Origin of the sequence: Corynebacterium sp. 51B, assembly GCF_008930785.1 — a bacterium.
In the GTDB taxonomy this organism is placed as follows: domain Bacteria; phylum Actinomycetota; class Actinomycetes; order Mycobacteriales; family Mycobacteriaceae; genus Corynebacterium; species Corynebacterium megadyptis.
Map to the genome: position 1 here is coordinate 164,868 of NZ_PQMK01000006.1, position 17,007 is coordinate 181,874.

At 61.4% G+C, this 17,007-nt stretch carries 17 protein-coding genes; 8 read left to right on the forward strand and 9 right to left on the reverse strand.

Annotated elements, in window-relative coordinates; all coding sequences use genetic code 11:
* The first annotated feature begins 2 nt into the window (after positions 1-2).
* Positions 3-650, forward strand: a complete 648-nt coding sequence (locus GBB14_RS08465; RefSeq protein WP_151529216.1) for a hypothetical protein — start codon at positions 3-5, stop codon at positions 648-650.
* Positions 651-657: 7 nt separating this feature from the next.
* On the opposite strand, the gene GBB14_RS08470 is transcribed toward GBB14_RS08465, so the two are convergent.
* Entirely contained in the window at positions 658-1,194 is a 537-nt protein-coding gene (locus tag GBB14_RS08470; RefSeq protein WP_151529217.1) for a TetR/AcrR family transcriptional regulator, read from the reverse strand.
* Between the two features lie 90 nt (positions 1,195-1,284).
* Between GBB14_RS08470 and GBB14_RS08475 the strand changes: the two genes are divergently transcribed.
* Positions 1,285-2,775, forward strand: coding sequence for an MFS transporter (locus GBB14_RS08475; RefSeq protein WP_151529218.1), 1,491 nt, complete (start codon positions 1,285-1,287; stop codon positions 2,773-2,775).
* Here GBB14_RS08475 and GBB14_RS08480 read toward each other — a convergent pair.
* Positions 2,772-3,479, reverse strand: coding sequence for a hemolysin III family protein (locus tag GBB14_RS08480; RefSeq protein ID WP_225976646.1), 708 nt, complete (start codon positions 3,477-3,479; stop codon positions 2,772-2,774). The two genes, GBB14_RS08475 and GBB14_RS08480, sit on opposite strands and share 4 nt — an antisense overlap.
* Positions 3,480-3,813: 334 nt before the next feature.
* Here GBB14_RS08480 and GBB14_RS08485 point away from each other — a divergent pair, with 334 nt between their 5' ends.
* The 5 genes from GBB14_RS08485 (at position 3,814) to GBB14_RS08505 (ending at position 8,368) form a co-directional block, all read left to right on the forward strand.
* The gene (locus GBB14_RS08485; RefSeq protein WP_151529220.1) at positions 3,814-4,494 is read left to right on the forward strand and encodes a ZinT/AdcA family metal-binding protein; all 681 of its coding nucleotides are present in this window, start codon (positions 3,814-3,816) and stop codon (positions 4,492-4,494) included.
* A gap of 40 nt (positions 4,495-4,534) precedes the next feature.
* Positions 4,535-5,854, forward strand: coding sequence for a metal ABC transporter solute-binding protein, Zn/Mn family (locus GBB14_RS08490; RefSeq protein WP_151529221.1), 1,320 nt, complete (start codon positions 4,535-4,537; stop codon positions 5,852-5,854).
* Positions 5,851-6,528 (forward strand): metal ABC transporter ATP-binding protein, encoded by a 678-nt coding sequence (locus GBB14_RS08495; RefSeq protein WP_192796123.1) that lies wholly within the window; start codon positions 5,851-5,853, stop codon positions 6,526-6,528. The genes GBB14_RS08490 and GBB14_RS08495 overlap by 4 nt, the downstream gene beginning before the upstream one ends.
* Positions 6,521-7,381, forward strand: coding sequence for a metal ABC transporter permease (locus GBB14_RS08500; protein WP_151529223.1), 861 nt, complete (start codon positions 6,521-6,523; stop codon positions 7,379-7,381). Before GBB14_RS08495 ends, GBB14_RS08500 begins: the two co-directional genes overlap by 8 nt.
* 240 nt (positions 7,382-7,621) lie before the next feature.
* Positions 7,622-8,368, forward strand: a complete 747-nt coding sequence (locus tag GBB14_RS08505; protein ID WP_151529224.1) for a ZinT/AdcA family metal-binding protein — start codon at positions 7,622-7,624, stop codon at positions 8,366-8,368.
* A gap of 154 nt (positions 8,369-8,522) precedes the next feature.
* Here the strand turns inward: GBB14_RS08505 and glnA are convergent, their stop codons facing one another.
* On the reverse strand, positions 8,523-9,956 hold the full coding sequence (gene glnA / locus GBB14_RS08510; protein WP_151529225.1) for a type I glutamate--ammonia ligase: 1,434 nt from the start codon (positions 9,954-9,956) through the stop codon (positions 8,523-8,525).
* 349 nt (positions 9,957-10,305) lie between these two features.
* On the opposite strand from glnA, the gene GBB14_RS08515 reads away from it, so the two are divergent.
* Positions 10,306-10,779 (forward strand): RDD family protein, encoded by a 474-nt coding sequence (locus tag GBB14_RS08515; RefSeq protein WP_151529226.1) that lies wholly within the window; start codon positions 10,306-10,308, stop codon positions 10,777-10,779.
* Between the two features lie 65 nt (positions 10,780-10,844).
* Here GBB14_RS08515 and GBB14_RS08520 read toward each other — a convergent pair whose 3' ends face one another.
* The 6 genes from GBB14_RS08520 to gcvT form a co-directional block, all read right to left on the reverse strand.
* Entirely contained in the window at positions 10,845-12,449 is a 1,605-nt protein-coding gene (locus GBB14_RS08520) for an aspartate:alanine exchanger family transporter (protein ID WP_151529227.1), read from the reverse strand.
* A 145-nt stretch (positions 12,450-12,594) separates the two neighbouring features.
* Entirely contained in the window at positions 12,595-13,383 is a 789-nt protein-coding gene (locus tag GBB14_RS08525) for a DUF4191 domain-containing protein (RefSeq protein ID WP_151529228.1), read from the reverse strand.
* An 88-nt stretch (positions 13,384-13,471) separates the two neighbouring features.
* Entirely contained in the window at positions 13,472-14,506 is a 1,035-nt protein-coding gene (lipA, locus tag GBB14_RS08530) for a lipoyl synthase (RefSeq protein WP_151529229.1), read from the reverse strand.
* A 44-nt stretch (positions 14,507-14,550) separates the two neighbouring features.
* Positions 14,551-15,315, reverse strand: coding sequence for a lipoyl(octanoyl) transferase LipB (lipB, locus tag GBB14_RS08535; RefSeq protein ID WP_151529230.1), 765 nt, complete (start codon positions 15,313-15,315; stop codon positions 14,551-14,553).
* Positions 15,316-15,461: 146 nt separating this feature from the next.
* The gene (gene gcvH, locus GBB14_RS08540; protein WP_151529231.1) at positions 15,462-15,848 is read right to left on the reverse strand and encodes a glycine cleavage system protein GcvH; all 387 of its coding nucleotides are present in this window, start codon (positions 15,846-15,848) and stop codon (positions 15,462-15,464) included.
* A 45-nt stretch (positions 15,849-15,893) separates the two neighbouring features.
* Entirely contained in the window at positions 15,894-17,006 is a 1,113-nt protein-coding gene (gene gcvT, locus GBB14_RS08545) for a glycine cleavage system aminomethyltransferase GcvT (protein WP_151529232.1), read from the reverse strand.
* Position 17,007: the final 1 nt, after the last annotated feature.

Sequence of the window (17,007 nt, forward strand, 5' to 3'; positions counted from 1 at the left end):
CTATGCGTTGCCTCAAAATCTCCCTCGCCGCTCTAGCCACCACCGCACTCATCATGCCGCTCGCCGCCTGCGGCTCGGATGCCGATAATTCTGCCGCGGAGTCCCCCGCCGCGGCCTCTAGCTCCGCCAGCGAGGAGGCTCCCGCCGCGGCGGATGTGCCCGCAGACACCGCCGGCACATGCGCCCCGATCGAGGGGCCGAGCGCCGAGGTTACCGTCGGCGATACCGGCTATACCGTGGCGATGCCCCTGCCCGAGGGCTGGGAGCGCCACCCAGAGGCCGAGGCCGATTCCATTCTGCTGTCCATGAGCTCTGGCTCGGTCACCGCCAGCATTGTGGGCGGCACCGTCGAGGTCGGCCCAGAGGAGGCCTTCCAGCAATACACCGACACCCTGAACATGCTCTCCCAGGATGGTGACCTCCAGGTCGCTGACGCCCCCGAGGTCTGCGGCTATCCTGCGAAGAACATGACCTACAACACCGCCATGTTGGATGTGCAGGTCGTGCAGGAGGCGAAGATGATCGTGGTGCCGCTCGGGGAGCGCTCGATTAGCCTCGTGGCCACCGTGATCGATGAATCAGGCGAGCCGGTGCAGCCAGAGCTACGGGACCAGCTGCTGGAGAATATCTACATCAACGCCCCCGCCTAAACGAGGATTAATCCGGCGAGGTGGCGTCGATAAGCGTAGCGGCAGCCGCGAGAACCTCAGGTGTCACGTCGCGTTTCGCCGTGCAGCAGAATCCGGAGTTGATTTCGTTGTAGTACAGGCCATCGCCCAGCAGCAGCACGGCGATGGCCACAGTCTCGTTGGGGCAGTAGTGCCGCAGCTCGGCGAGGAAGCGTTCTTGCACCAGCGATAGTGCATTCTCCACGGTGCCGCTGTGGCTCGCGCCGATCTTCGTGACGGCCATGAGCGTGCGGCCGAAATGGTCATTGGTGACGGCGGAGGTGCGCAGGTAATAGTTCACCGCGCCCTCCTCGGCGGTGCGCATCGTCTCAATATCATTGCTGGTGCGGCGTTTCAGCCTGTCGATGAGACCGTCTGCGAGCGCCTGCTTGCTGGGAAAGTGGTAGAGCAGCCCGCCCTTGGAACAGCCGGCGGCCTGCGCGATGGCCTTGATTGTGGCGGCCTGATCATCGCGTTCAATGAGCAGCGTTTCATAGGCGTCGAGAACAGCTTCGCGTGCGGACATGCCGTCATACTAGCGCAGTAAGGTGCTCTTTACCAGCAAAACTGTACCGGCTGGACGGTTTAGTCTGGGTCTGTTAGATTGTGTAGCGCTATGACTCCAGAACAGAGAGATAGATGGAAGGCGCTGGCGGTGCTCATGCTGCCAGTGCTGCTTGTCTCCATCGATAACACGGTCCTCAGCTTCGCCCTGCCAAATATTTCCGAGCAGCTGACGCCCACGGGCACCCAGCTGCTGTGGTTGGTGGATATCTACCCGCTGGTATTGGCTGGACTGCTCATCCCCATGGGCAGTATCGGCGATCGCGTCGGTCGGCGCCTCATGCTGTTGATCGGCTGCTCCGGCTTCGCGCTGATCTCCGTGGTGGCCGCCCTCGCCCCGAGCGCCGCCCTCTTGGTGGCATCTCGCGCGGGCATGGGGCTATTCGGCGCGATGATCATGCCGGCCACGCTCTCCTTAATTCGTAATATCTTTAGTGATCCCACGGAGCGTCGCCTCGCCATTGCGATTTGGGCCGCGGGGTTTTCCGGTGGCGCCGCCATCGGCCCAGTTGTGGGTGGCGTGTTGCTCGAGCACTTCTACTGGGGCTCCGTCTTTTTGATGGCAATCCCAGTGCTCGTGCCGTTGATCGTGCTGGGGCCACTGTGGATCCCCGAATCTCGCAACCCGAATCCGGGGGCGCTGGATGTTGTCTCCATTGTGCTGGCGTTTTTCACCATGGGGCCGATCGTGTTGGCGATCAAAAACATCGGCACCTCCGGCTTCAGCTGGCAACCAATCCTCTTCGCCACCACCGGCGTGCTCTGCGGTGTGCTCTTTGTGCGCCGACAGCTGGGCAGCTCGAGTCCGATGCTCGACATGCGTCTGTTCCGATTGGGTCAATTTTCCGGCGCCGTGCTGGCCAACCTCTTTGCCATTCTGTCGCTGGTGGGGCTGTTGTACTTCATCTCCCAGCACTTCCAGCTGGTGAGTGGGCACAGCCCCATGGTGGCCGGGCTCTTGCTTGTGCCGGGAATGATCGCGACGATCATCGCCGGCCTACTGGTGGTGAGGGCATCCATGCGTATCGACGCTCATCTGCTGGTGACCTTCGGACTGCTGATGAACGCGGTCGGCTATCTCATGGTGCTTTTCTCGGGCCACTCTCACTCCGACCTGGGGCTCGTGCTCGCCTTCATGGTGATCGGCATCGGCGTGGGCGTGGCGGAGACTATTTCCAATGACCTCATTCTCTCCGCTGTGCCGCCGGAGAAGTCCGGGGCGGCATCCGCGATCTCGGAAACCGCCTATGAGGTGGGGGCCGTGCTTGGTACCGCGGTGCTCGGCTCGGTGGTCAATGCTGTCTATCGCAGCAATGTGGATGTGCCCGACGCCATCTCCGGCTCCGCGGCCGCTACCGCCCGCGATACTCTCGGCGGCGCTATTGCCACCGCAGAGTCCATCGGCGGTGAGGCGGGGGAGGCGCTCGCTGTCTCGGCGCGGGCCGCCTTCGATTCCGGCGTGGTGGTGACCTCCGCGATCGCCGTGGTGCTCATGGGCGCTACCGCGACGATGGCCTTTTTCACCCTGCGCCCGCAGCGTTAAGCGCAGAGTGCGGCAGCGTGGTTCATGACCACCAGCCACACCGCCGCATAGTGCAGCGCCGCGGCCACCACTGTAGCGGCGTGAAAATACTCGTGATAGCCGATATAGCGGGCGTTGCGGCCTGGGCGTTTGAGCCCATAGATGACAGCCCCCGCGGAATAGATCACGCCACCGGCGGCAAGAAGCCACACCACAGTCCATCCCGTGCCCGCAAGAAGTTGCGGGAGGATAGGAACCACGAGCCAGCCTAAGACGAGATACACTGCCACATCCAGCCAGCGGGGATGGTTGATCCACACCATATTCAGTGCCACCGCGGCGGCGGCGCCGGCCCACGCGGCCACGAGCATCCACTCAGCGAGAGGGGAGTCGACACTCAACAACAACATGGGGGTGTAGGTGGCGGCGATAAAGACGGCGATAGTGGAATGATCGGCACGGCGCCACCACATCACGGTGCCTGGGCGTCGCCACGGCCCAAGATGGTAGGTCGCCGACACACTAAACAGGGCCACCATGCCCGCCCCATAAATCATCACGCCGCTCGCTTGGGCTGGGGTGAGCATGATCCAGCTATAGGTAGCCAACACACTGGCGGCAATGATTCCCAGCACGGTGGCCACGGCGTGTACCCAGCCGCGCCCCCGCGGTCGCTCGCCGCGATAAGCACGAGTGCTGTGGACCGTTATTGTGGAGGGTTCCACGGGGGACGCCTTTCTCTTATTGGGTGTGCCGAAGGCCGCAATAGATAGTGTATGCCTAGCCATTCTTCCTACCCGCCGCGGTGGGTGGACGTTCACAGCTTAAGCTCGGGTGAATTCACCGGCAAGGCGAGCTAGATCACGAATAAAATTCGAGGATAGGCGGGGTAGCGCCCCACTAGGGGGTAATCTATTGACACTCTTCTCCATGTAGCTTTAGCCTAAGCTCAGCTTGGTTCAATCAATTGAACCTTGTCTCGAGCCGCGTCCAAAAAGTGATTTTTTGGACAGTGGCGCGATGTAAACCGTAATTGTGCACAAAAAGGAAAGGGCTCTCATGAAGCTTTCCCGCTCCATCCTCGCAATCGCCGCCGCCGGTTCCCTGGCGCTCGCTGGCTGCTCCAGCGAGGAGGCGAAGGACACTGTGTCGTCCGCAACCGAATCCGCTACCTCCGCCGTCTCCGAGGCTAGCGAGACCGCCTCCGAGGCGGCCTCGGATGCCACCGAGGCCGCCAAGGCCACCCTCGCTGACTGGGATGGCACCTACCGCAGCCTCGGCAGCTACATCGAGGACCCCGACATGGAGGAAGGCTTCGCCAAGGCTGCTGAAGAGCACGGCGAGAGCGTCGACGAGCTCAAGAAAGAGCTGCAGGAGTCCTATGGTCTGCCTTACGAGGGCCTAGTTGTCGATGGCGACACCATGACCTTCGTCAAGACCAAGGACGAACTGGACAACCCCTCCGAGGAGCCGGTCGAGTACGAGTTCCTCGAGTCCGTGGATAAGAGCTTCAACGGTAAAGACTTCACTTGGTACGTTTTCGAGGCCAAGGGTGACGCCGAGAACAAGTACGTTCTGCTCATGCCGAAGCACGGTGAGGAGACCCTCGAGCACTTCCACGCTCGTTTCGGCGATGACAAGGATGCCCTTCTCGACTCCGAGAACTTCCCGACCTTCGTGAACCCAGACAGCGCTACCCAAGCACAGATCCAAGAAGAGCTTCTGGAGCACGCTCACTAAAATTGATGGAGGTTGTGCCGTTTAGGCACGCATTGAAGTGATGAAAAGAATCCTTCTGCTCCTCAGTTTGCTTGTCGCTCTCGCTGGTTGCGCGGCTTCGCCTAGTGCAACGAACGGCGGGGGCGACGAGTCGTCTTCAGGCCTTTCAGGCGATACTCCGCTGATCTACGCGTCGTTTTATCCCATATACAGCCTCGTTTCCGAGATCGCCGGCGATCACGCCGAGGTGCGTAGCTTTTTGCCCCAAGGCCAAGACCCGCATCTCTGGGAGCCCACACCGAAAAATATCAAAGCCCTCTCTGAGGCCGACATGCTGGTGGTTAACGGTGCCAATATGGAGCCGTGGTTACCGCAGATTCGCGACATTCTGCCTAACCTGCCAGTGTTGAGATTGTCCGATTACGTAGACCTCATTAACTACAAAGGTGCAGCTGCTCTCGGCGAGTTCCAGTACATGGGCCGCGGCACCATCGATAGTTCGAGGAACTACACCATGGTCTTTGGTCACACCCACGAGCGCTCGCTGCGCGGTGCCTTCTTCCCCTTCGAGGAAGGCCTGAGCAAGCAGGACTACATCGACAAAGGCCGCGAGGTGATGAACGATAAGGGGGCGTCGCTGGAGCAGCGGGCTGCCACCGACGTCATCCCCGGCCAGGTCTACGACATTCAGATGGGGCATCAATCCGGCGAGGTCACCTTCAACTTTCCCGACTCGGGGGAGTGGGTGTTTGTATCCGATCGTGTGTCAGAGTCCCTGCTGGAGTACAGCTTCGTAGACGATGACGGGCGTGAACTTGAGCTCATCGATGTAGTCGACGGTGGTTCCTCCGAAACGGACACCGTGAGCTTCGACCCGCACTCGTGGCTATCGGTGGTCAACGCCAAGCGTTATGCGAATGCCATCAACGTGGAACTAGGCAAGCTGATCCCCGATCATGAAAAAGAGATCGAGAAGAACAAGTCCAACCTAGTGCGTGAACTCACCACCATGGAGGCACAGTTCAAGGAGAAGCTGCTCGACGCCCCGCGGCGCGACTTCGTGACCGCCCACAATGCTTTCGCGTACCTCGCACGTGATTATCAACTCACCCAGCATCCGCTGCAGGGGCTGACGACGAACTCGGCTCCGAGCCTCCGAGTGCTCACCGATTCCATTCGCTTCGCCCGTGCGCAAGGCATCGACGTTGTGTATTACGAAGACGGCACAGACCCCAAGACCGCGAATGTGGTGGCCGAAGAAGTCGATGGTCGGGCGCTGCCGCTGAATTCCATGGAGTACGGCGGAGGCGACGAAGGCTACACGGGTTATATGCGCATGAACCTAGAAAACCTCTACGAATCATTGGGGGAAAAGCAGTGAGCACCGCAGTTATCGAAACCAAGGACCTGCACTTTTCTTTCGGCCGTTTTCCCGTCCTCAAAGGGGTGAACTTCACCCTCAATAATGGCGAGGCTGTGTGTCTCACCGGCGAGAACGGCTGCGGCAAGTCCACCGCCCTGAAGATCTTCATCGGCGCCTATAAGCCTACCCAGGGCACCTCGACGTTGTTCGGCGCGCCCTCGGCGAAGGGGGATCAGCTCCACCGCGTCGGGTATGTGCCGCAGGCCACCACCACCGAGAAGATCTCCTTTCCCATCACCTCCCGCGAGTTGGTGGCCCAAGGCCTGACTCGGGAAATGGGAATGTTCACCTTCGCTCGGAAGAAGCAACGGGCCAAGGCCGAGGAGACTCTCCGCTCTATGGGGCTGGAGAAGATCGTCGATGTACCTTTCTCAGAGCTGTCCGGTGGTTTGCAGCAGCGGGTGCTCATCTCTCGCGCGCTCATTACCCAGCCCGATCTACTCATCCTGGATGAGCCGATCTCTGGCGTCGACGCCGGCTCTCGTGTCGAGTTCCTCACTCTCATTGAGCAGCTGCGTAAGGAGCATGGCCTCACCGTGCTCATGGTTACGCACGATCTCGACGAAATCCGCCGCCATGTCACCATTGATCGCATCCGGCGCATCGAGGAAGGACAGTTGATCGATGCTTGAGCTTTTCTTCGAATTCGAGTTCGTCCGCCGCACCCTGCTGGTGGGCCTGCTGCTCTCGATATCCATTCCCTTGATCGGCATCGTGATGGTGGCACGTCGCACCGCGATGATGGGCGATGCGCTCTCCCACACCTCGCTTGCCGGCGTGGCCCTCGGCCTGATCGCGGGCTTCAGCCCCGTCGTCGGCGCTATTGTGGTCGCCGTTATCGGTGCCTTCGGCATCGAGCTGATGCGTAAGAAGTTCCCGCAGTACGGCGACATGGCCACGGCCGTGACCCTCAGTGCCGGTCTTGGTGTGGCCGTGATCCTCGCCGACTTGGCGCCGAGTGGCCGTAGCTTCGAGTCCTATCTCTTCGGCTCGATTACCGCCGTCACCCAATTCGATGTGTGGGCCACCTCTATCGTCTTTGTGCTCGTCGTCGCCGCCAGCGTGGTGTTCTACGGCAGCCTGCAAGATATGGTGGTCGATCCTTTGCTGGCTCGTATCTCCGGCACCAAGGTGCAGTTGGTGAACACCGTGTTCACCGCGCTCGCCGCAGTCACTGTGGCATTGGCTGCCAAGGTGATCGGTGCGTTGCTCGTGGTCTCTCTCATGGTGCTGCCAGTGGCCACCGCACTCATTGTGGCCCGCAGCTACAAGCAGGCCTATCTGCTTTCGATTGTGCTGGGCATCATCTACACCATGCTCGGCATGACCCTCAGCTACACCTTCGATCTGCGCCCCGGTGGTGCGATCGTCGTCACCGCTGTGGTGGGCCTCCTGATCTTCGTGGGCTACCGCGCCATCGTGAAGCCGGATCGTAAGCAGTCGGCACTCAGCGATACTTCCGCAGTGCTCAGCCGCTCCGCCTAAACGGCCGCCGCTGGGCACAGACACCACCACGGGCCTTGGTCGACCTGCAGGGAAGAGAACCTCATTCCCACCGCAGGCACGACGAGGGCCCGTGTTTGTGTATCGTCCGGCGCCTGACGCGCGCGGTCACTTGCGGGCAATCGTAAACGGATCGTTATCTCTATAGAGACCGACGTCGATATATCTCAGGTAGCCTTGGGTGCTGCTCACCCTTGTCGCAGTATCGAAGGATATCTATTTATGAAGAAACTACCGAAGACACTCATCGCTCTCGGCGCCGCCAGTGCAGTGACCCTGGCCGGCTGCTCCAGCGACGAGGTCTCCGATAGCGTGTCCGATGCCACCAGCGCCGCCTCCGAGGCGGCCACTGAGGCCTCCGATAAGGCCGATGAGGCTGCCGCCGCCCTGCAGGATTGGGATGGCTCCTACCGTAGCCTCGGCAGCTATATCAACGATCCCGAGATGGCCGCCGACTTCGCCAAGGCCGCTCTCGAGTATTCCGAGAACTGGGATGATCTGAAGAATATGATCCTCGAGACCTATGGCGACGGCAAAGAGGGGCTTGTGATCGATGGCGATCAGATGACCTTCGTGGGCAGTTATAAGGACCTCGACAACCCCGCCGACGCCCCGAGCGCCTATGAGTTCCTCGAGACCGTGGATCGTAAGGTCGGCGATGATGACGACTTCACGTGGTTCGTATTCAAGGCCACGGATGACTCCGCCCCGTACCCCTTCCTGCTGCTTGGCGAGAAGGAAGAGGAGAATGACACCACCTTCTTCCATGCCCGCTTTGGCGAGGACAAGGACGCGCTGCTGGACTCCCAGCAGCTGCCGACCTTCGTCGATCCCGCCACCGCCGATCAGTCCAGCATCGAGGAACTGCTCTTCGATCACGATCACGCCGAGCATGACCACGATGGCTATGACCACGACGGCGACGATCATGATGATCACGAGCACGACGATCACGACCACGACGACTAAGCCGGAAGCGCCGTAGCCGACCGCCTTCTTTCGCTCTCTGCGGGAAGGCGGTCGGCGTCTGTCTGGACGGTGATGGTGGCGCGGGTGGGCGTCGATAAGCATAAAAAACACCGCCCGAAACGGATGATGCGGACGGTGGAGCTACGCGCAGCGTTTAGCAGTCGTAGTAGAGCTCGTACTCCAGTGGGGTCGGGCCCATGCGAGACGGGGTGATCTCGGTGTCCCACTTGTACTTGACGTAGGTGTCGATGAGATCCTCGGTGAACACGTCGCCTTCGGTGAGGAAGTCGGCGTCCTTCTCAAGCGCGGCCAAGGACTCCTCCAGGGAGGTCGGCGCGGTCGGGATGGACGCGGCCTCCTCCGGCGGCAGCTCGTAGAGGTCCTTATCCACGGGCGCATGCGGCTCGATGCGGTTCTTCACACCGTCCAAGCCGGCGAGCATCATCGCGGAGAACGCGAAGTAGGGGTTCGCCGAAGGATCTGGGGCACGGAACTCGATGCGCTTGGCCTTCGGGTTCGAGCCGGTGATCGGGATGCGCACGGCGGCGGAGCGGTTGCGCTGCGAGTACACGAGGTTGATCGGGGCCTCGAAGCCCTTCACCAGGCGGTGGTAGGAGTTGAGCGTCGGGTTCGAGAACGCCAGCACAGCGCCAGCGTGCTCCAGGATGCCGCCGATGAAGTAGCGGGCGGTATCGGAGAGGCCAGCGTAGCCGGACTCATCGTGGAAGAGCGGCTCGCCGTCCTTCCACAGCGACAGGTGCGCGTGCATGCCGCTACCGGCGGAGTTCGCCAGCGGCTTCGGCATGAAGGTGGCGGTTTTTCCCCACTTGATGGCGGTGTTCTTCACCACGTACTTGAAGCTCTGCAGCAGATCGGCGCTCTGGAGCAGGGTGTCGAAGCGGTAGTTGATCTCCTGCTGACCATTTCCCACCTCGTGGTGGAAGCGCTCCACATCGAAGCCGATGCGCAGCAGGTTCTTGGCCATGGCGTCACGCAGATCCATGGTCTGGTCATAGGGGGCAGTGGGGAAGTAGCCGCCCTGGTGGCGGTTCTTATAGCCCAGGTTGGGGCTGCCGTCGATCTGCGTCGCGGCGTCGCGGTTCCACCAGCCCTCGCCGGAGTCCACCTCGTAGAAGCTGCGCTGCACATCGGAGGCGTAGCGCACCTTGTCGAAGAGATAGAACTCGGCCTCGGCGCCGACGAAGCAGGTATCGGCGATGCCGGTCGAGGCTAGATACTCCTCCGCCTTGCGGGCCACATTGCGCGGGTCGCGGGTGAAGGGCTCGCGGGTGAAGGGATCGTGCACGAAGAAGCGAACGTTGAGGGTCTTCGCAGCGCGGAAGGGATCGATATAGGCGGTCGACAGATCCGGCAGAAGGTTCATATCGGACTGGTCGATCGTGGTGAATCCGCGAATCGACGAGCCATCGAACGCCAGTCCCTCCTCCATTGCGTCCTCATCGAGCATGGACGCTGGGATAGTGAGGTGATGTTCCGTGCCGGGAACATCGGTAAAGCGCACGTCTACAAACTCAATGTTTTCGTCCTGAATAAATTTGACTACGTCGCTCGAGGTTTCAAACTCCACGGGTGTTAGCTCCTTGGGGCTATTTTATTGGGTTGAGATCTCCTCCCAGTCTAGGTGCTACATCACTGCCGTGGGGCCGCTATGGCGTGTGAGTTATACGCGCTTATCGACGCAGCCCTCCAGCTTAGGAACACCGTCAGGTATGAGGAGAACGGCGCGGGCTATATTGCGATATGGCGCGTGCCGCTGGAACCCCATAGTACCCGAATATCTATAGCTCGAACGAAAAGGGGGTGGGTGGGCCGCCCAGCCGCCATAGCGCGGCTGAGGCCCCGCGGCCGTGGGGTTGATGAGAAAAGGATAATGCGAATAGTTTCATTTCTCTCGTGTCCCCGATTACATTGGGATCATGGCAGAAAAGAGGCGTAGCTGGCTTGACGGTCCCGCAATTCCTAGTTCGGCCGAGAACGCCGATCGACCCGCCAAGTGGGCTGGTGAAAAGCTCGGGTTCCCAGAGACGGGACCCGGCGCTTTGGCATCGGTGATGCGGCGGTCCGTTGGTGTCCTGGTGGACTGGACCCTGTGTTGGGGTACCGCCATCATCATTGATCAGTTCTCTGATTTCTTCACCGGTACGGCCACGCTGACCTATCTGTGCTACTTCATCTTGGGCACGATCAGCGTGGCGCTGCTCGCCCGTACTCCCGGCCAGGCTTTGCTGGGAATTGGTGTGGCCCGCATTGATGAGGAGACCACGGTGGGGCTGTGGAGGGCCGCCGCTCGTACTGCTCTCACCCTGCTGATCTTCCCCGCCGCAATGGTGGATGAGGACGGCCGCGGCATCCACGACCGTGTCACCAAAACCGCAGTAATCTTCGGCTAAAAGAACACCACAGGCCCCTGGTTATGTACCAGGGGCCTGAACTATGAGGTGCGTCGCGGCGCTCGCTAGAGCAGCATGAATACCAAGACTTGAGCCAGGACGATCTTCGCCACCATGGAAACGGGATAGACCGTGGTGTAGCCGATCGCGGGCAGTTCATTCTTGGTTTGGTCAGAGACGTAGCTGAGCACGGCAGGGTGGGTTTGCACGCCGGCGAGAATACCGGCGACCTGACCGAAAGGAATCTTCATCCAGAAGTAACCGGCGAGAATCGTGATCGTAGAGACCAGAACGGTGATGATGAAACCCACGCCGATAATGGTCAATGAGGCAGGGTCGCTGAGCGCAGTTTTAAAGCCTGCCCCCGCCGTGGTACCAATTCCCGCGAGAAAGAGCGTGATACCGGTGGTACGGAGAACGTTATTTGCGCTATAGGAAATCTGCCAGACCACCGGCCCGGTGCGGCCAATCGCGCCCAAGATCAGCGCGACGAGGAGCGGGCCACCCGCGCTGCCCAGTTTGAGCTCAGAACCGCCAGGCAGCGGGAAGGGGATAAGGCCAACGAGCAGTCCCAAGGCCAAGCCCGCCAGCAGCGGCAGCATGTCGGCATTGGATACCCGCGCATAGGAGTCACCGAAAATACGGTTCGCCCGGCGCAGCGTCTGCGGGTCGGCCACCACGCGGACGCGGTCGCCGAGCTGCAGCATCATATCGGGAGTGGCCACCATGTCGGCGTCGCCGCGGCGAACACGGGTCACCAGCATGCCCTGGAGCTTCGGTTCCAGCTTCGACAGCGGCACCCCCACGACGTCCTTCGAGGAGACGAAGATACGGCGAAAGTCCAGATCTTCATCATGAGAAGGGCCGCCTTCGAGAGGTTTTCCGAGGCGTTCGACGGCACGCTCGACCTCGGTCGGCTCGCCGACGAGTGTGAGGATATCGCCGGGGCGTACCCGATCGCCATACTCCGCCAGCCCTTCTCGATGCCCGTGCTGGACGCGGGAGATGATGACGCGCAGCTGCCACAGCAGCGGAATATTGTCCACCGCCGGAACATCATTCGCGATCACTAGGACGCGCTGTGAGACCAGCTCGTGGGGCGCCACGCCGGCATCAATGGCTTCCTGCTCATGATCGATCTTGAGCACTTTCGCCAAGATGGCGATCACCATGATCACGCCGAGCACACCCAGCGGATAGGCGAGGGAGTAGGCCACCACGGGCAGATCGAGGTGCTCCGGTTGTGAGATTTCGGCCAGTGAATCCACCACGGCGGCCAGCGCCGGAGTGTTGGTGATCGCGCCGGTAAACATGCCGGCACCGGTAGACACCCCCAAGCCGGTGAGGGTGATCAATCCCCACGATATGGCCGTGACCAGAGACAGCACCGCGAGGATGAACGCGTTGTGCTTGAGCCCCCGGGTACGTAAAGAGGCGAAGAATGTCGGCCCTGCCTCGAGCCCGATGGTATAGACGAATAATGCCAATCCCAGCAGGTACACCACCTCGGGAAGCTTGACGCCCGGTTCAACGGTGGCGAAGCCCAGTCCGACAAAGAGTACAGCGGCCACCCCGAGGCGAAATCCCCCGATGTTGATCCTGCCGATAATCAGCCCCACCGCCATGATGACAGTGAGCGCGAGCAGGTGGTTCTCAGCAAAGATACTCACCCATCCATCATTGCACGTCGGCGCTCTAAAACATAGAACGTCCACCGGTGCTATGCAGGGCTGGGGGGAGGACAGAGAAAAACCTCCGCGCCCGAGGGGCAGCGGAGGTAAGAGGCAGTGCTCGTGGCTGATTTTTAGGCGCGGCCTACTTGGAGCGACGCTGGGCGGCGCGGCGGGCGCGGCGGTTCATACCGGCCATGGATGCGCCCTTGGGCACAGGCCCCTTCGGCATGCCAGCGGCCTGGAGCGGGTCGCGGTCCATGGCTTCGAAACGAGCAGAAAGGGCGCCCAGCTCCTTCTTCTTATAGTTGCGGGGCAGCTTCATCATTTCCTTTTGCAGGTTGCGCACCCGCACCTGGTCCTCGCCCTCGCCGGCGAAGATCTCATAGATCGGGGTCTGCCCGGCGATACGCACGAGGCGGCGCTTGTAATTCGCCATGAGCGGGCGGACCCGCTTGATGTCACCCTCGCCAACGAGCACCACACCGGCGGGGCCGATGACGCGGTGCACGGCGTCCATGTGGTGGTTGGTGGCCACCGCAGTGCGGGTATGCCACTCCACGCCGGGGCCGCTCCGCAGATTCTCGAGCGCCCAGCCGGCGGCGCCGGCCTGGCCCTCGGCGCGATCGTACACAGTGTTCTCCACGCGTTTGGTGAAGATGTACATCGCCAGCGCGAAGCCCAGCACCAAACCCAGCGGCAGCAGGAACCACTGGCCACCAAAGAGCGAACCGATGAGGAAGAAGACCAGGCCGAGGCCGATGATGGCGAGAAGCATGAGCGGAACGAGCTTTTTGTCGTTCTTCGCCTGCATCTTAAAGGCCTGCCAGACCTGCGCCCGGCTCTGCTTGCGCTGCTGTTTCTTCAGCGCCTTTTCTTCCTTGGCGGCCTGCTTTGCCGCTAGTTTCCGTTGTTTCTTATTCGTATCAGCCATGTGTTTTAGGATAGGCGATCAGCGTGCTCACGCCCGCATTGCCTCCTCCTGTGTCACCCTTTCCTCACGTGTGTCTTTTAGAGCCGCCCTAGCGGCGGGCAGAGGTTACCGGAGTGTCCTTGGACGCGCCATAGCGCTGAATGAGGCTGGAGGCCTCTTGGGCGGTGGTGCCGGTATCCTCGCCCAGGTGCGCGAGGTTCTCCGGCAGGGCCTCGCCGCGCTCGGCCATCGCCCGCGCATATAGGCGTCCAGCGCGGTAGGAAGAGCGTACCAGTGGCCCGGACATCACGGCCTTAAATCCGATCTCCTTCGCGGCCTTGGAATGCGCCACGAACTCCTCGGGCTTCACCCAGCGATCGATGGGGTGGAAGAGCGGGCCGGGGCGAAGATACTGCGTAATGGTGAGGATCTCACAGCCGGCATCATGCAAATCCTGCATGGCCTCGCGCACTTCCTCCACCGTCTCGCCCATGCCAAGGATGAAGTTGGACTTGGTCACGAGACCATAATCACGAGCCTGGCGGATGACATCCAAAGAACGTTCATAGCGGAAGGCGGGACGGATCTTCTTAAAGATGCGCGGCACCGTTTCCACATTGTGTGCGAAGACCTCCGGCTCGGACTCGAAGACCTGCTGCAGCGCGTCTGGATTGCCGCGGAAATCATCGACCAATAGCTCCACACCCGTGTTGGGGTTGAGTTTATGGATCTGGCGGCAGGTCTCGGCATAAATCCACGATGCCCCATCGGGAAGATCATCGCGGGCGACGCCGGTAATCGTGGAGTAATTCAGCTGCATCTCCTGCACGGACTCAGCAACACGTCGAGGCTCATCGCGATCGACCTCGGTGGGCCGGCCCGTGGCAATCTGGCAGAAATCGCAGCGCCGAGTGCACTGATCGCCGCCGACCAAGAAGGTGGCCTCGCGGTCCTCCCAGCACTCGTGAATATTGGGACAGCCGGCCTCTTGGCACACCGTGTGCAGAGAGGCGCCGGACACGCGGTTTTTCATGTCCTTATACTCCGGGCCAGTTTTGACCTGGGTGCGGATCCAGCGCGGCTTATTCTCGATCGGAGTCTCGGCGTTCCGCGCCTCGATGCGTAGTAGCTTCTTTTCGCTCACTTTGTCCTCAAATTACGGGCCCCACCGTGGGCGAGGCGTGTGTTTTATAGCGATAGTTTCCGGATGGCAGCCGGGGAGCAGGGGTCCTCGGCGGAGCCAAAGCTGTGATCTGCCACCTCCAGCCGGCCTGCAAAAGCCTCAACCAGCCAGTGGTAACACGGCTCGATCACATCCTCCACCCGTACATCGGTGTCCAGCTCCCGTGACAGGGTAGTGACCCCAGCGTCACTAATGCCACAAGGAACGATGTGATCGTAATAGTCCAAGGTGTTATCACAGTTCAGCGCAAAACCATGCATAGTTATTCCCCGCGTAATGCGAATACCCAACGCCGCGATCTTGCGATCTGGGCCGCGCTCATCGGCGGGCACCCACACCCCCGAGCGGCCATCAATCCGCCCAGCCCTGCTCAGCCCCAGCGAGCGCACCAACTGAATGAGCGCCTCCTCGACGCGGCGAACATAGTCCACCACATCCACCGGATCCCGCAATTTGATGATGGGATAGCCCACCAGCTGGCCGGGGCCATGCCAGGTGATTCGCCCGCCGCGATCCACATCAATGCAGGGCACACCATTGGTTGGGCGATCTGATTCCTGCGTGCGCTTCCCCGCCGTATAGGTAGAGGGGTGCTCGAGCATGAGTACCCGGTCAGCGATCTCGTCGCGGGCGCGCGCCGCCGCCAGATCCGCCTGCTCGTGCCACATCTCCACATAGTCGCGGGTGCCTAGCCGGTGCAGCTCAATAGGGGTATCGAGATGCCTGATTGCTTGGCTTGCGGGGGTAAAAGGCTCGCGCGGTGCAGTCATAATGACTCAAGGGTACACGCGCCCTGTGGCGTGCACCTCACTCGCCTTGCTGCCGTGGGCGGCAGCTGGTTGTGGGGCAGAGGTGGGCGTCGATAAGCAGGAAAAGGCCGCTCCACACAATAAGCGTGAAGCGGCTGATAGACGAGTTAGGCGTTCTGTGCCTCGTACTCGGCGGCGTCCATGAGCTCGCCGACCTCCTGCACCTCGACCTCGAAGAGATAACCGCCCGCGAAGGGCTCGTCATTGATCAGGCCCGGGTTGTCCTCGAGCTCCTCGTTGACGGAGGTGACGGTACCGGTGACCGGGGCGTAGATATCCGAGACGGACTTGGTGGATTCGACTTCACCGCAGATCTCGCCGGCCTCCACGGAATCGCCCACAGCGGGCAGATCCACGAAGACGATCTCGCCGAGACGATCCGCGGCGATGGACGTCAGACCAACTTTGACGGTGTTGCCGGCGGCGTCATCCGCGGCGCAATCGACCCACTCGTGATCCTCGGAGTAGGAGAAAGTGGAGGGCAGCTGGGACATGGGTGAGTCCTTTCTGTCGAGCTGGAGAAGGTAATGGGAAATAGTTTAGCCGCGCTTGTAGAAGGGGCGGGCAACAATGGTCATTGGCTGGCGCTTGCCACGCACATCCGCCTCGAGGGTGGTGCCCTCTGCGGCGTGATCGGCGTCTACATAGGCCAAAGCGATGGGGTGGCCGAGGGTGGGGGAGAGCTGGCCGGAGGTGATCTCGCCGACCCGCTCCTCACCGAGATACAGCACGGAGCCGGCGCGGGCGGCGCGACGCCCCTCGCCCCGCAGCCCCACGAGCTTGCGCTGCGGGGTGGGCAGCTCACGGAGCTGATCGCCGTAGAACTCGCCCGTCTTGTTCTTGCCCACGAGCACGCGTAAGCCGGCATCGACGGGGGTGAGATCCTCGCTCAACTCATGGCCATAGAGCGGCATAGCGGCCTCGAGACGGAGGGAATCCCGAGCGGCAAGGCCACAGGCGACACCCTCATAGGCCTCGAGCTTGTCGACCACCGCGGAGAACACAGCGGGGGCGTGCTCCTTGTCCACATACACCTCGAAACCATCCTCGCCGGTGTAGCCGGTACGGGCCACGAGGGTATCCACCCCGGCCACCGCGAGCGGGGCGGCGGAGTAGTAGCTGAGCCCGTTGAGGGTGTCGGTCGAATCGGCGGGAACCAGTTCGCTGAGCAGCTCGGCGCTGCGCGGGCCCTGGACGGCGATGAGGGCGGTGTCCAGGCTCTGGTTCTCGAGCACCAGATCGGCATCGGCGAAGCGCTCGCGAGCGCGGTCCTCGAAGGCGGCCCACACGGCGGGCTGGTTGCCGGCGTTGGGCACCACCAAGAACTCGTCCTCGGCGAGGCGATAGCTAATGAGATCATCGATGATGCCGCCCTCGGCGTTGACGATCATCGAATACTTCGCCTTGCCCACCGGCAAGGTGGACAGCTGCGAGACGAGCACATAATCCAAGAATGCGGCGGCATCGCTACCGCGCACCGAGAGCTCGCCCATATGGGACAGGTCGAACACACCGACGCACTCGCGCACAGCGCGGTGTTCTTCGAGCTCGCGGCCGTACTTCAGCGGCATATTCCAGCCCCCGAAGTCAGTGAAGCTGGCGCCGAGCTTCTCGTTGAGATCGTGCAACGGGGAGTGCAAAAGATCAGTCATG